Source organism: Streptomyces sp. NPDC037054, assembly GCF_055606745.1.
This window is the reverse complement of the sequence record NZ_JBVJSJ010000005.1, coordinates 441766-456255: the sequence shown is the minus strand read 5'-3', so window position 1 is coordinate 456255 and position 14490 is coordinate 441766. Positions and strand designations below refer to the sequence as shown.

The window sequence follows — 14490 nt, the reverse complement described above, 5'->3', positions numbered from 1 at the left end:
GCTGCGCGGACGTGACGCGCTCGTACCACTTCCGCGAAGTCCACGAAGGTCGTTGATCACCGCAAGTTCGGCGCCGGCCCTCGTGGTTCACCGGACGTCTGCCGTCACTTCCCGTTCGTCGCGAGGAAGGACAGCAGGTCCTGCCGGCTGACGACGCCGGTCGGCTTGCCCTCGACGAGGACGATCGCCGCGTCGGCCGAGCCCAGCACCGACATCAGGTCCTCGACGGGTTCGCCGGAGCCGACCTGCGGCAGCGGGGCCGACATGTGCTTCTCCAGCGGGTCGTCCAGGGAGGCCCGCTTGTTGAACAGCGCGTCCAGCAACTCCCGTTCCACGACCGAGCCGACGACCTCCGCGGCCATGACGTCGGGGTGGCCGGCGCCGGGCTTGACGACGGGCATCTGGGAGACGCCGTACTCGCGCAGCACCTCGATGGCCTGGCCGACGGTCTCCTCGGGGTGCATGTGGACGAGGGACGGGATGGCGCCGTGCACCTTGTCGTCGAGCACGTCGGCGACGCGGGCGCTGGGGCCGGTGTCCTCCAGGAAGCCGTAGTCGGCCATCCACTCGTCGTTGAAGATCTTGCTGAGGTAGCCGCGGCCGCTGTCCGGCAGCAGGACGACCACCACGTCGTCCTCGCCGAGCCGCTCGGCGACGCGCAGGGCGGCGACGACGGCCATGCCGCAGGAGCCGCCCACCAGCAGGCCCTCCTCCTTGGCGAGGCGGCGGGTCATCTGGAAGGAGTCCTTGTCGGACACCGGGACGATCTCGTCGGCGACGGTCCGGTCGTAGGCGGTCGGCCAGAAGTCCTCGCCTACGCCCTCGACCAGGTACGGCCGGCCGGAGCCGCCCGAGTAGACGGAGCCCTCCGGGTCGGCGCCGATGATCTTCACCTTGCCGTCACTGGCGTCCTTCAGGTACCGGCCGGTGCCGGAGATGGTGCCGCCGGTGCCGACGCCCGCGACGAAGTGGGTGATCCGCCCCTCCGTCTGCTCCCACAGCTCCGGGCCGGTGGAGTGGTAGTGGGAGAGCGGGTTGTTGGGGTTGGAGTACTGGTCCGGCTTCCAGGCGCCCGGCGTCTCGCGGACCAGCCGGTCGGAGACGTTGTAGTACGAGTCGGGGTGCTCGGGGTCGACGGCGGTGGGGCACACGACCACCTCGGCGCCGTAGGCGCGCAGGACGTTGATCTTGTCCGTGGAGACCTTGTCGGGGCACACGAAGATGCACTTGTAGCCCTTTTGCTGGGCCACGATCGCCAGGCCGACGCCCGTGTTGCCGCTGGTCGGCTCCACGATGGTGCCGCCGGGCTTCAGTTCGCCGCTCTTTTCTGCGGCCTCGATCATGCGCAGGGCGATGCGGTCCTTCACCGAACCGCCGGGATTGAAGTACTCCACCTTGGCCAGGACGGTCGCCCTGATGCCCTTGGTCACGCTGTTGAGCCTCACCAGCGGGGTGTTGCCGACGAGGCTGATCATCGAGTCGTGGAATTGCACCGTTGTCTCCGGATGCTGCAAATGGCAAATGGTGTGGTCGTGATGTGCAGCCAGCCTATGGCCTCGGGCGACTCGGACGGGCTGTTCACAGGTTGTTGCGATTGACCGACGGGCCGTACGGGGCAAGCAGGAGGTAGGGCATCGAGGAGGTGGCGGCGACGCATGACGAGCATGTCGAGGGCGAGGGCGGCCCGGCGGATCGCGGCCGGGGCGGCGTACGGCGGGGGCGGGATCGGCCTGGCGGGCGCGGCCACGGTCGGGCTGCTGGTGGCCGAGATGCAGCTGGCCCGGCGCCGTGTCGGCAACGGCACGCCGCCCCGGGTGCCGAACGCGGAAGGCCTGTACGGCGCGTCACTGCCCGCCTCCGGTGAGCCGCCGCTGCGGCTGACGATGCTGGGCGACTCCACGGCGGCCGGGCAGGGCGTGCACCGGGCGGGGCAGACGCCGGGCGCGCTGCTGGCGGCGGGGCTCTCCGCGGTCGCGGAGCGCCCCGTGATGCTGCGCTCGGTCGCGGTTCCCGGGGCCCGCTCCGACGATCTGGAGCGCCAGGTGTCGCAGGTGCTCGCGGACACGGGCGGGCTGCCGGACGTCTGCGTGATCATGATCGGCGCCAACGACGTGACGAACCGGATGCCGGCCACCCGCTCGGTGCGCTGTCTGTCGGCGGCGGTACGGCGGCTGCGGACGGCCGGGGCGGAGGTCGTGGTCGGCACCTGCCCCGACCTGGGCACGATCGAGCCGGTGCGGCAGCCGCTGCGCTGGCTGGCCCGCCGGGCCTCGCGGCAGCTGGCCGCCGCGCAGACGATCGGCGCCGTCCAGCAGGGCGGTCGCACGGTGTCGCTGGGCGATCTGCTGGGCCCGGAGTTCGCGGCCAACCCGCGCGAGCTGTTCGGCCCGGACAACTACCACCCGTCGGCCGAGGGGTACGCGACGGCCGCGATGGCGGTCCTGCCGACGGTGTGCGCGGCGCTGGGGCTGTGGCCGGCGGAGGAGGAGCGTCCGGACGTCTCCCGCCGCGAGGGCTTCCTGCCGGTGGCGCGGGCGGCGGCCGAGGCCGCCTCGGAGGCCGGTACGGAGGTCGCGGCGGCGATGCCGAGCGGCCCCCGGGGCCCGTGGGCGCTGCTCAAGCGGCGGCGCAGGCGCCGGGTGCCGGAGGCGGAGCCGGCACCGACGGGGCAGCCCTCCGGGCAGTCGTCGTCCCGGTCGTCGTGACGGCGGTCGTGACGGGTGTCGTCCCGGTCGCCGTGACGGGTGTCGTGACGGGTGTCGTGACGGTGCGGAGCGGGCGGATCACGCAAGCGGGAAAAGCAAGCGCTTAGAAAACTGCGGCGCGGGTCACACCGCCCGACCCGTGACCCGGGCCATACGTACGGGTAACTTCCCAGACAACCCTGCCGATCCCGTACGCATGCCAATGGAGCCGTGATGCCCGAAGCCGTGATCGTCTCAGCCGCCCGCTCCCCCATCGGCCGCGCCTTCAAGGGCTCCCTCAAGGACCTGCGCCCCGACGACCTCACCGCCACGATCATCCAGGCCGCCCTCGCCAAGGTCCCCGAGCTGGACCCGAAGGACATCGACGACCTGATGCTGGGCTGCGGCCTGCCCGGCGGCGAGCAGGGCAACAACCTCGGCCGCGTCGTCGCCGTGCAGATGGGCATGGACCACCTGCCCGGCTGCACGGTCACCCGGTACTGCTCCTCGTCCCTGCAGACCTCCCGCATGGCCCTGCACGCCATCAAGGCCGGCGAGGGCGACGTCTTCATCTCGGCCGGCGTCGAGACCGTCTCCCGCTTCGCCAAGGGCAACTCGGACAGCCTCCCGGACACGCGCAACCCGCTGTTCGCCGAGGCCGAGGCCCGCACGGCGGAGGTCGCCCAGCAGGAGGGCACCACCTGGCACGACCCGCGCGAGGACGGCCTGCTGCCCGACCCGTACATCGCGATGGGCCAGACCGCCGAGAACCTCGCCCGCTGGAAGGGCGTCACCCGCCAGGACATGGACGAGTTCGGCGTCCGCTCGCAGAACCTCGCCGAGGAAGCCATCAAGAACGGCTTCTGGGAGCGGGAGATCACCCCGGTCACGCTGCCCGACGGCACCGTGGTCTCCAAGGACGACGGCCCGCGCCCCGGCGTCACCCTGGAGGGCGTCCAGGGCCTCAAGCCGGTCTTCCGCCCCGACGGCCTGGTCACCGCCGGCAACTGCTGCCCGCTCAACGACGGCGCCGCCGCGCTCGTCATCATGAGCGACACCAAGGCCCGCGAGCTCGGTCTCACCCCGCTGGCCCGGATCGTCTCCACCGGCGTCTCCGGCCTGTCCCCCGAGATCATGGGCCTCGGCCCGGTCGAGGCCTCGCAGCAGGCTCTGCGCCGGGCCGGCCTGACCATCGACGACATCGACCTGGTCGAGATCAACGAGGCGTTCGCCGCCCAGGTGATCCCCTCCTACCGCGACCTCGGCATCCCGCTGGAGAAGCTGAACGTCAACGGCGGCGCCATCGCCGTCGGCCACCCCTTCGGCATGACCGGCGCCCGCATCACCGGCACGCTGATCAACTCGCTCCAGTGGCACGACAAGCAGTTCGGCCTGGAGACCATGTGCGTCGGCGGCGGCCAGGGCATGGCGATGGTCATCGAGCGCCTCAGCTGAGACAGCGCGCGCCCGCACCGGGCATCTGATCCCGTCCGCGTGACGGGAGTTGAACCCAGCGTCACCGCATCGGCCCGACGCCCCGGAACCACCGGGGCGCCGGGCCGTTTTGTGATCCAATCTCCCTCAGGATGTGACCTATCTCCCTCCGCCCGGCGATTCCCGCAGGTCAGGGCCGCTGCCATGGTGGGTGCGGGGCCAAAGTCCCGTCCCTTTCGTGACGTTACGCACTGACAGGGGGTTAGTCCGCCCTTCAAGCTGATGTAGGAAGTCGGGGGTCGACTTTGAACCGGGAGTACGTCAGTGAGCGCCATGCCGATCGCCCTGCTGATCACCACGGCCGCCACGGGCGCCGTGGGCGTCGCCGTCCTGCGCACCCTCGTGGTGCTGCGCCGCCAGGTCGCGGCGCTCCACGCCGAGCTGGCCGAGAGCCGCGCCACGCGTGCGGCCATCCCCGCCGCCCGCGCCACCGCCGAGGCCGATGAGATACGCACGGCCGTGGCCGAGGCGCTGGCCGAGGAGCGGGAGCGCGAGCTCGCCGAGGCGCGTGCCTTCTGGGCCGCGCAGGAGGCCCGCGACGCCGCCGACACGCCGACGCTGCTGGGCCTGCCCGACAGCGAGCTGTTCCTGCCCCGGCAGGCCGACTTCGCCGGACTCGAGCACCTGGAGCCGGTGACCGAGCCGGGCGGGGACACCGAGGAGACCGCGGGTGAGTCCGCGGAGCTGGCCGCGGCCCGCCGCCGGCACCCCTCGCACCCGGACTTCGTCCCGGCCCCCTCACCCGTCGTGAACGACCACGAGCGCACGGTCGCCACGCTGGAGGAGCTGGCCACGTCCCGCGTCGAGCTGACCGACGTCCGCCCGGGCCCGCTTGGCACCCTCGACGTGTACGTCTTCGCCGACGGCACGACCCTGTGCATGACGCCGGGCCACCGCGAGACCGCGGACCGGCTGGCCGCCGCCCTCCGGGCCGGCGAGAGCCCGTACCTGCTCGGCGGCTCCGGGATCTCCGGCGCCTACACGCTGACCTTCGCCTGCGGCGAGGAGAACGTCTACATCCTGGCCGACCGCGTCATCGCGTCGCTCTGAGAAGACCGGCTACACCCCGGCCCGCTGCCGGGCCTCCTCCACCAGCCGCACCGCTTCCTCGACGTCGGCCCCGGTCGTCAGCACCAGCGCCAAGTCGTGCCCCGCGACGGTGATTTGGTCGGCGGCGGCGAACATCCCCGCGTCCGGCATCTCCCGCGGCTCCGCGCCGGGGAACTCCCGCAGCTGGGCCCGCCGGGCCAACTCCCGCGCCAGTGCCAGCGCCTCGGCGGCGGCCCCTCGCTGGAGCCGGCTCTGCGGTGCGGCCCGCAGGCGGTCGGCGAAGTGATCCACGGCGAGAGTGAGGGGCGTCGTATCAACCACGCCGCGAGCGTACGCGCCTCGGCGGCACTGTTGCCAACGGGCGAACGCTCAGGCACGGTGACCTGAAGGACCGGCTTACATCCCATGCGTCCGGAGGCGCCGATGTCCCAAGTCTTCTCCGAGGAGACCCATCGCAACCTGCTAGCCCGTATTCCGCACTGCACCGGTCGTGAGATCTCCGACTGGATCCGCACCGTCGAAGAAGGCCCCGCTCTCTTCCGCTTCGAAGAGAAGGTCAGCTGGCTCCGCGCCGAGCACAATCTCGCGTACGGCCACGCGAAGGCGATCATCCACGAGTACGACCTGAGGAGGGCCGCGCGCAAACTGCGGTAGGCGCGCACACGGTCTCGCGACGCGACGAGACGACGAAGGGCCCCGGACGGATCCGGGGCCCCTTCGCACATCCGCGGCGAACCGCGGCAGGTGCGCCGCTAGTCGTTGCTGTTGAGGATCGAGATGAGCCTCAGGAACTCGAGGTAGATCCACACCAGCGTCAGCGTGAGGCCGAAGGCCGCGAGCCACGCCTCCTCGCGCGGGGCGCCGTAGGCCAGCCCGTCCTCGACCTGCTTGAAGTCCAGGGCGAGGAAGCAGGCGCCGAGCAGGATGCCGATGACGCCGAAGACGACACCGAGGGCACCGCTGCGGAAGCCGAGGCCGTCACCGCCGCCGAACACCGCGAACAGCAGGTTCACGGCCATCAGCAGGACGAAGCCGAGCGCCGCCGCCATCACGAAGCCGTAGAAGCGGCGGTTGACGCGGATCCAGCCCGCCTTGTAGGCGACCAGCACGCCGACGAAGACCGCCATCGTGCCGAGCACCGCCTGCATGGCCGCACCGCTCGCGATGCGGTTGTCGACGATGCTGGAGACCACGCCGAGGAAGACGCCCTCGAACGCCGCGTAGGTCAGGATCAGCGCCGGGGAGGCCTTGCGCTTGAAGGACTGCACCAGCGCCAGGACCATGCCGATCAGCGCGGCGCCGATACCGATGCCATAGCTGCGGCTGATGTTGGCGTCGTCGACCGGCAGCAGCGCCCAGGAGAGCGCGGCCGTGACGATGAGCACGCCGAGCGTGGTCGCCGTGCGCATGACGACGTCGTCCATCGTCATGCGGTCGGTGGTGACCGGCGCCTGCGGCGCGCCGTGCTGCAGGTCCTGCTGCGCGTAAGGGTTCTGCGCGTAGGGGTTCTGCGCGTACGGGTTGGCGGTCTGCTGGGCGTACGGGTTGCCCTGCGTGGCGACAGCGGGTCCCCCGGCCTGCGGCGCGGTGTTGAAGCCCGCGTAGCCGTTGTCGCGGCTGAACCCCCGTCGCGAGAAGACCGGGTTTCTGCTCCTCATTTCACTCCTCCATGGCCAACACTGCGTGGCCTTGGCTTCTAGAGTAATAGGCAGGCAAAGGATTGACCCTAGTGCTTGGGGAGGATCTTTCCCTCGTGGTGCTGCGCAACACGCTACGCGGGTCCGTGATTCCCGACACCCGTGGGGACCCGTTCATGACCGACCTGCGACAAAGGCGGCCCGCGCTCACGCGACGGGGGAAGCCCGTGCAGACCTCGGCCAGGTCGGTCTCGGCGGCGCGCGAGGCCACGCCCCGCGCCGAGGACGTCCTGGAGTGCGACTGCGTCGTCGGCCGCGACGGCTTCTGGGGCGTGTCCCGCCGGGCCGTGCCCGCGGAGACGGCCCGCGTCTTCGAGCGGACGTACCCCTACGCCTGGCTCGGCGTCCTCGCCGACGTGCCGCCCTCCCACGACGAGCTGATCCACGCCCGGCACGACCGACCGATGCGCACCACCGTCGGCATCCTCGGACGTCCGTGACGAGGCGCGGCTTCGTCGGAGGGGTGCGGGAGCGGGGCCGCCGCGTGCGCGGCCCGGCGTGCGTCGGAAGTGCCCGGAGCCGGACTTGAACCGGCACGCCCGCGAAGGGGCAGCGAGGTTTAAGCTCGCCGTGTCTGCATTCCACCATCCGGGCAGGCCATGGGCTCCGCAACAGGTTCCGAGCCTATCGGGGCGCCTCCCTCCCTCACCTGACGCTCGGAACCGATGTTGTCTTATTTTATTGATGTCTGAGGGTGCATCAGACACCGGGGCAGGCCATCCGCACTTGCCAACAGCCTTGCGTGTGACGTGCGGCGGCGCATGGGGAATGACGGAATTTCACCGTACGAACAAGGGGGTCCCCCCTGTTATCGCGGAGGGCTCCGTCCGCGCCCCCACGAGCCCTCCACCAGGCCTCGTGGAAGCGCTCCCTCCGTACTCGCGCGGGCCTCGCGTCGGGGTCGCCCGTCATCCCCAGGTATGACGCGACCGCCCTCGGTCCGTCCCGAGTCGCCCCCCGGAACGGGAACAGCGGCTGACTACACGGCGCCCCGCGGGCAGAACGATGGATCGTGCTCGTTCTCGTACCGTCGTCGTCCCACAGGAGTGTCTCCCCGTGACCACCACAGCACCCGCCGCGCGGTCCACCGCCGTGGCCGCCCGCGCCACGGATCTGTCGAAGATCTACGGACAGGGCGAGACCCGGGTGGTCGCCCTCGACCGGGTCTCCGTCGACTTCCGGCAGGCCGAGTTCACCGCGATCATGGGCCCGTCCGGGTCCGGCAAGTCCACGCTGATGCACTGCGTGGCCGGCCTCGACACCTTCTCCTCCGGTTCGGTGCGCGTCGGCGAGACCGAACTCGGCTCCCTGAAGGACAAGCAGCTCACCAAGTTGCGGCGGGACAAGATCGGCTTCATCTTCCAGGCGTTCAACCTGCTGCCCACCCTGACCGCCCTGGAGAACATCACGCTCCCCATGGACATCGCGGGCCGCAGGCCGGACAAGCAGTGGCTGGACGACGTGATCCGGATGACCGGCCTCGCCGACCGGCTCGGCCACCGGCCCTCCCAGCTGTCCGGCGGCCAGCAGCAGCGCGTGGCCGTGGCCCGCGCGCTGGCCTCCCGGCCGGACATCATCTTCGGCGACGAGCCGACCGGGAACCTCGACTCCCGTTCCGGCGCCGAGGTGCTGGGCTTCCTGCGCAACTCCGTGCGCGAGCTCGGGCAGACGGTCGTGATGGTCACCCACGACCCGGTGGCCGCCGCCTACGCGGACCGCGTCGTCTTCCTCGCCGACGGCCGCATCGTCGACGAGATGGACGGCCCGACCGCCGACAACGTCCTCGACTTCATGAAGCAGTTCGACGCGAAGGGCCGCACGAGCTGATGTTCCGCACCGCCCTGCGCACCGTACTTGCGCACAAGGCCAGGCTTCTGATGACCGTGCTCGCCGTGATGCTCGGCGTGGCGTTCGTGTCCGGGACGCTGGTCTTCACCAACACCATCTCCGAGGCGTTCCAGAAGAGTTCCGCCAAGGGCTTCGACCGGGTCGACGTCGCCGTCCGGCCCGACTACCGGGAGGCCGAGGGCGACAGGGTCGGCGAGGTGCCCGAGCTGACGCAGGCACTGCTCGACCGCAGCGCGCGCGTGCCGGGCGCCGCCTCCGCCGTCGGCGTCGTCAGCGGCTTCACCGCCCTGGCCGACAAGGACGGCAAGCTGATCGGCAACGGCTTCCAGTCCCAGGGCGGCAACTACTGGGGCGCGAAGGATCCCCGCTATCCGCTGGTCGCCGGGCACGCCCCGAAGGGCCCCGGCGAGGTCCTCGTCGACGCCGAGACCGCGAAGCGCGCCGGCTACGAGGTCGGCGACACCGTACGGCTGTCGGTGGACGGGCCCGTGCTGACGCCGAGGATCACCGGCGTCTTCACCACCGACGACGGCAACGTCGCCGCCGGCGGCAGCCTCGCCCTGTTCGACACGGCCACCGCCCAGCGGCTGTTCGGCGAGGCGGGCACGTACGACGAGATCGCCGTCGAGGCGAAGGCGGGCGTCACGCAGGCCGCGCTCAAGGCCGAACTGGACCGCGCCCTGCCGAAGGACGTCGTCGAGACCACCACGGGCGAGCGGCTCGCCGCCGACCAGGCCGAGGCGATCGCCTCGTCGATGAGCGGGATGAAGCAGGGCCTGCTGGTCTTCGCGGGCATCGCCCTGTTCGTCGGCACCTTCATCATCGCCAACACCTTCACCATGCTGGTCGCCCAGCGCACCCGGGAGCTGGCGCTGCTGCGCGCGGTGGGCGCCTCCCGCCGGCAGGTCACGCGGTCGGTGCTGATCGAGGCGTTCGTCGTCGGCGCGGTCGCCGCCGTGACCGGCCTGCTCGCCGGCATCGGCATCGGCGCCGGGCTGCGGTCCCTGATGGGCTCGCTCGGCGCGACCGTGCCCGACGGTCCGCTGGTCGTCACGCCGGGCACGGTCGGCGCCGCCCTCGCCGTCGGCATCGTCGTCACCGTGCTCGCGGCCTGGCTGCCCGGCCGACGCGCCGCGAAGATCCCGCCGGTCGCCGCGATGAGCAGCGTGCACGCCAAGGCGACCACCAAGTCGCTGGTGCTGCGCAACACGCTGGGCGCGCTGCTCGCGGCGGCGGGCGTCGCCGTCGTGCTGGCCGCGACGTCGATGAGCGGCTCGGACGGGCAGGCCCCGATGGGTATCGGCGCGGTCCTGCTGATCACCGGCGTGTTCGTCCTGACGCCGCTGCTGTCCCGGCCGCTGATCGCCGCCGCCGCGCCCCTGCTGCGCGCCTTCGGCGTCTCCGGCAGGCTCGCCCGGCAGAACTCGGTGCGCAACCCGCGCCGCACGGCCGCCACCGCCTCCGCGCTGATGATCGGCCTGACCCTCATCACCGGCATGACCGTGATGGCGGGCAGCCTGCAGAAGTCCATCGACGAGATGGCGTCGGCGTCGATCAGCGCCGACTACGTGGTGTCCATGGCCAACGGCAACACCCTCTCCCCCGACGTCGAGAAGAAGCTGCGGGAGACCGACGGCGTCACCGCCACCAGCCCGCTGCGCAACGCGCCGTCCCGCATCGACGGCGAGACCGAGTACCTGACCGGCGTCGACGGCTCGGCCATCGGTGAGCTGACCGAACTGGACATGGACTCCGGTGCGTTCGCGGTGGGCGGCAGCCGGGTCGTCGTGGACGACGACACCGCGACGTCGCACGGCTGGAAGCCCGGCTCCGGCTTCACCGTCGCCTTCGAGGACGGCGAGAAGCAGCGGCTGACGGTCGCCGGGATCTACGTCGGCAACGACATGTTCCGCGGCATCATGCTCGACACCGCGACCCTCGCCCCGCACCAGAGCGACCCGGGCGACATGCGGGTCATGGTGAAGACGGCCGACGGCGCCTCCGGCGCGGCGAAGGACGGCCTGGAGAAGGCGCTGGGCAACAACCCGGCGGTCCTCGTCCAGGACAAGAAGGACATCTCCGACGACATCGCGCAGATGTTCACGCTGATGCTGAACATGGTCTACGGCCTGCTGGCGATGGCCGTGGTCGTCGCGGTCCTCGGCGTCATCAACACCCTGGCCATGTCGGTGTTCGAGCGGTCCCAGGAGATCGGCATGCTGCGCGCGATCGGCCTGGACCGGCGGGGCGTCAAGCGGATGGTCCGCCTGGAGTCGCTCGTCATCTCCCTGTTCGGCGGGGTGCTGGGCATCGGCCTCGGCGTGTTCTTCGGCTGGGCGGCCGGCGAGCTGCTCGGCACCAGCATGGCGACGTACGAACTGGTCCTGCCCTGGGGCCGGATGGCTCTCTTCCTGCTGCTGGCGGCGACGGTCGGCGTGCTGGCCGCGCTGTGGCCGGCGCGGCGGGCGGCCCGCCTGAACACGCTCCAGGCGATCAAGGCGGAGTAGCGGACGACGTGTCATGCACCGGGCCCCGCCCCTCCCCGTCTCGGGAGGGGCGGGGCCCGGCCGCGTTCAGTTCCAGGTGCGCGAGCGCAGCGGCAGGCCCGAGACGCCGGACTCCGGGGTCTTCACGGCCAGGACCTGGTTGACGCCGATGCGGTTGTGCTCGAAGGCCAGCGCCGACGCCGCCATGTACAGGCGCCACACGCGCGCCCGGCCGGACCCGGCGAGCCGCGTCGCGCGCGGCCAGTCGGCCTCCAGGTTGGCGACCCAACGGCGCAGCGTCAGCGCGTAGTGCTCGCGGATCGACTCCACGTCGCGCACCTCGAACCCGGCGCGCTCCAGCTGGGTGACGGTGGTGCCGAGCGGGGCGAGCTCCCCGTCCGGGAAGACGTAGGCGTCGATGAACTCGTTGACGTTGTACGCCGATTCGTCCCGCTGGGGGCGGCGGGCGATCTGGTGGTTGAGGAGCCGTCCGCCGGGCCGGAGCAGCCCGTGCAGTTCGCGCGCGTACTCCAAGTAGCGGTCCGCGCCGACGTGTTCGGCCATGCCGATGGAGGAGATCGCGTCGTACGGCCCGTCGCGGACGTCGCGGTAGTCCTGCACCCTGATCTCCACCTTGTCCGTGAGGCCCTCGTCGGCGACGCGCTTGCGGGCGTGGGCGGCCTGCTCCTGGGACAGGGTGATGCCGACGACGCTCACGCCGTGTTCGCGGGCGGCCTGGATGGCCATCGAGCCCCAGCCGCAGCCGACGTCGAGGAGCCGCTGACCAGGTGTCAGGGCAAGCTTGCGGCAGACGAGTTCGAGCTTGTCGCGCTGGGCGTCCTCCAGGGTGCCGCCCTCGGACTCGGGGGCCTGCCAGTAGGCGCAGGAGTACACCATGGACGGGCCGAGGACGATCTCGTAGAAGTCGTTGCCGACGTCGTAGTGGTGGCTGATCGCGCGCCGGTCGGTGCGCCTGGTGTGGAGGTGGCCGGGTCTGCGGACCTCCTCGCGGGGCGGGGCGGGCGGCAGCGGCGGCCCGGCGAGCCTCACCAGCCCGCGCACCGCGGCCCGCACCTCGGGTTCGCGCAGGGCCTGGGCGAGGGTGCGGGCGTCCTCGTCGCGCTCCCACAGGAAGCCGGCGAGCAGGTCGAGCACGCCGTAGAGGTCGCCGTCGACGTCCAGGTCGCCGGCCACCCAGGCGCGGGCGAGGCCGAGTTCGCCCGGCTTCCACAGCAGACGGCGCAGCGCGCGGCGGTTGCGGACGATGAGGGTGGGCGCGCCCGGCGGACCCGCCGTCGAACCGTCCCAGGCCCGGATGCGCACCGGGAGCGGAACCCCCAGCACCTGTTCGAAGAGACCGTTCAGCCGCAGCGCGGCGTCCGCCATGACGCACACCTCCGTGACGAGATCCCGGATGACCCCTTTCTACGTAAACACCGGAGGGCTCGCCGTACAGTCCCGCGTCGGGGTCACGTGGGAGCAAAACCGGCCGCACGCCGCACGCCGCACGCCGCTCACGGCCGTGGGGCGGGAAACGCCGAAGGGGCCGCCCGCACCACGGATGGCGGGCGGCCCCTTCGGGGCGAACGGTGACCGGAGGGTCAGGAGGCCTTGGCCTTCTCCCCGGTCTTCTCGGCCTGCGGCGCGGCGACCGGCGCCGGCTTCGCGGCCTCGTAGAACTCCTCGCGCGGCGTCTCGATCGCGCCGAGCGAGACGACCTCGCGCTTGAGGAACACGGCGAGCGTCCAGTCGGCGAAGACGCGGATCTTGCGGTTCCAGGTCGGCATCGCCATGCCGTGGTAGCCACGGTGCATGTACCAGGCGAGGCGGCCCTTGAGCTTGATCTTCATCTTGCCGAAGACGATCATCGCGACGCCCTTGTGCAGGCCGAGGCCCGCGACGGCGCCCTTGTTGGCGTGGCTGTACTCCTTCTGCGGGAAGCCCCGCATGCCGGAGATCACGTTGTCGCCGAGCACCTTGGCCTGCCGCAGCGCGTGCTGCGCGTTCGGCGGGCACCAGGCGTTCTCGTTGCCGGCCTTGCGGCCGACGAGGTCCGGGACCTGGGCGTTGTCGCCCGCGGCCCAGATGTAGTCGGTGCCCTGGACCTGGAGCGTCGGCGCGCAGTCGACGTGACCGCGCGGGCCGAGCGGCAGACCGAAGCGGGACAGCGCCGGGTTCGGCTTGACGCCGGCGGTCCACACGATCGTGTTGGAGTCGACCTCGAGGCCGTTCTTCAGCACCACGTGGCCGTCGACGCAGGACTCCATGGAGGTGGACAGGTAGACCTCGACACCGCGGCCTTCGAGGTGCTCCTTGCCGTACTTGCCGAGCTTGGGACCGACCTCGGGGAGGATCTTGTCCGCGGCGTCGACGAGGATGAAGCGCATGTCCTCGCGGGACACGTTCTTGTAGTACTTCGCGGCGTCCCGGGCCATGTCCTCGACCTCGCCGATGGTCTCCGCACCGGCGAAACCGCCGCCCACGAAGACGAAGGTGAGCGCCTTGCGGCGGATCCCCTCGTCGGTGGTGGAGTCGGCCTTGTCGAGCTGCTCGAGAACGTGGTTGCGCAGGCCGATGGCCTCCTCGATGCCCTTCATGCCGATGCCCTGCTCGGCGAGGCCGGGGATCGGGAAGGTGCGGGAGACCGCGCCCATCGCGATGACCAGGTAGTCGAAGGGCAGCTCGTACGCCTCGCCGACCAGCGGGGCGATGGTGGCGACCTTGCGGTCCTGGTCGATGGTGGTGACCCGGCCGGTGAGGATCTCCGCCTTGGGAAGCACGCGTCGCAACGGGACGACGACGTGCCGCGGGGAGATGCTGCCGGCGGCGGCTTCGGGGAGGAAGGGCTGGTAGGTCATGTACGAGCGCGGGTCGACGACCGTGACGGTCGCCTCGCCGTAGCGCATCTTCTTCAGAATGCGACGAGCTGCGTACAGGCCTACGTACCCACCGCCTACTACGAGGATCCTGGGACGCTCCGTGGTGCTCATGCCATCGAGTATCCACCCGTTCCAGGGGGGTACCTCGTGCGCCCCTTCACAAGCTCCGACAGGGCCTGTGCTAAACTCCGCGGCTCGCGTGCGCCAGGTCACGCCGCCGGAGGGGAACCCGCGGCCCCGGTGACCCGTTGTCAATGCCGCGTGAGCTGCCTCTCTGAGGCTTCCGGTGGTCTGTGAGGGGTCCGTGAACGCTCTCCGGAACGCCCCTGCCGGACCGCATGGTTCCGGCCTT

Annotated in this window: 11 protein-coding genes, 1 tRNA gene and 1 pseudogene; 7 read left to right on the top strand and 6 right to left on the bottom strand. The window is 71.3% G+C overall.

What is annotated here, in order from left to right:
* Positions 1-104 precede the first annotated feature (104 nt).
* On the bottom strand, positions 105-1493 hold the full coding sequence (locus ACZ7D7_RS15510; protein WP_470824755.1) for a cystathionine beta-synthase: 1389 nt from the start codon (positions 1491-1493) through the stop codon (positions 105-107).
* Between the two features lie 162 nt (positions 1494-1655).
* Here ACZ7D7_RS15510 and ACZ7D7_RS15505 point away from each other — a divergent pair, with 162 nt between their 5' ends.
* The 3 genes from ACZ7D7_RS15505 to ACZ7D7_RS15495 all read left to right on the top strand — a co-directional run bounded on the left by ACZ7D7_RS15505 (position 1656) and on the right by ACZ7D7_RS15495 (position 5228).
* Positions 1656-2705 (top strand): SGNH/GDSL hydrolase family protein, encoded by a 1050-nt coding sequence (locus ACZ7D7_RS15505; RefSeq protein WP_470824754.1) that lies wholly within the window; start codon positions 1656-1658, stop codon positions 2703-2705.
* Between the two features lie 213 nt (positions 2706-2918).
* Positions 2919-4139, top strand: coding sequence for an acetyl-CoA C-acetyltransferase (locus tag ACZ7D7_RS15500; protein ID WP_470824752.1), 1221 nt, complete (start codon positions 2919-2921; stop codon positions 4137-4139).
* 312 nt (positions 4140-4451) lie between these two features.
* Positions 4452-5228, top strand: coding sequence for a hypothetical protein (locus tag ACZ7D7_RS15495; protein WP_470824841.1), 777 nt, complete (start codon positions 4452-4454; stop codon positions 5226-5228).
* A gap of 9 nt (positions 5229-5237) precedes the next feature.
* Here the strand turns inward: ACZ7D7_RS15495 and ACZ7D7_RS15490 are convergent, their stop codons facing one another.
* Positions 5238-5549 carry a hypothetical protein gene (locus ACZ7D7_RS15490; RefSeq protein WP_470824751.1) on the bottom strand — a complete coding sequence of 104 codons (312 nt, stop codon included), beginning with the start codon at positions 5547-5549 and terminating at the stop codon, positions 5238-5240.
* Between the two features lie 102 nt (positions 5550-5651).
* Between ACZ7D7_RS15490 and ACZ7D7_RS15485 the strand changes: the two genes are divergently transcribed.
* Positions 5652-5882, top strand: a complete 231-nt coding sequence (locus tag ACZ7D7_RS15485; protein WP_470824750.1) for a DUF4287 domain-containing protein — start codon at positions 5652-5654, stop codon at positions 5880-5882.
* Positions 5883-5980: 98 nt separating this feature from the next.
* Here ACZ7D7_RS15485 and ACZ7D7_RS15480 read toward each other — a convergent pair whose 3' ends face one another.
* The gene (locus tag ACZ7D7_RS15480) at positions 5981-6886 is read right to left on the bottom strand and encodes a Bax inhibitor-1/YccA family protein (RefSeq protein ID WP_470824748.1); all 906 of its coding nucleotides are present in this window, start codon (positions 6884-6886) and stop codon (positions 5981-5983) included.
* Between the two features lie 71 nt (positions 6887-6957).
* On the opposite strand from ACZ7D7_RS15480, the pseudogene ACZ7D7_RS15475 reads away from it, so the two are divergent.
* Positions 6958-7326 (top strand): annotated as a pseudogene (locus tag ACZ7D7_RS15475) (FAD-dependent monooxygenase); the annotation flags it as partial.
* A 109-nt stretch (positions 7327-7435) separates the two neighbouring features.
* Here the strand turns inward: ACZ7D7_RS15475 and ACZ7D7_RS15470 are convergent.
* Positions 7436-7519: transfer RNA gene (locus ACZ7D7_RS15470), tRNA-Leu, on the bottom strand.
* A 411-nt stretch (positions 7520-7930) separates the two neighbouring features.
* Here ACZ7D7_RS15470 and ACZ7D7_RS15465 point away from each other — a divergent pair.
* On the top strand, positions 7931-8752 hold the full coding sequence (locus ACZ7D7_RS15465) for an ABC transporter ATP-binding protein (protein WP_470824747.1): 822 nt from the start codon (positions 7931-7933) through the stop codon (positions 8750-8752).
* Entirely contained in the window at positions 8752-11280 is a 2529-nt protein-coding gene (locus tag ACZ7D7_RS15460; protein ID WP_470824745.1) for an ABC transporter permease, read from the top strand. The genes ACZ7D7_RS15465 and ACZ7D7_RS15460 overlap by 1 nt, the downstream gene beginning before the upstream one ends.
* Positions 11281-11346: 66 nt before the next feature.
* Here ACZ7D7_RS15460 and ACZ7D7_RS15455 read toward each other — a convergent pair whose 3' ends face one another.
* Together ACZ7D7_RS15455 and ACZ7D7_RS15450 are read right to left on the bottom strand one after the other, a co-directional pair.
* Complete coding sequence (locus ACZ7D7_RS15455) at positions 11347-12645, bottom strand: class I SAM-dependent methyltransferase (protein ID WP_470824743.1); 1299 nt, start codon at positions 12643-12645, stop codon at positions 11347-11349.
* 215 nt (positions 12646-12860) lie between these two features.
* Positions 12861-14249 (bottom strand): NAD(P)/FAD-dependent oxidoreductase, encoded by a 1389-nt coding sequence (locus ACZ7D7_RS15450; protein ID WP_470824741.1) that lies wholly within the window; start codon positions 14247-14249, stop codon positions 12861-12863.
* Between the last annotated feature and the right edge of the window lie 241 nt (positions 14250-14490).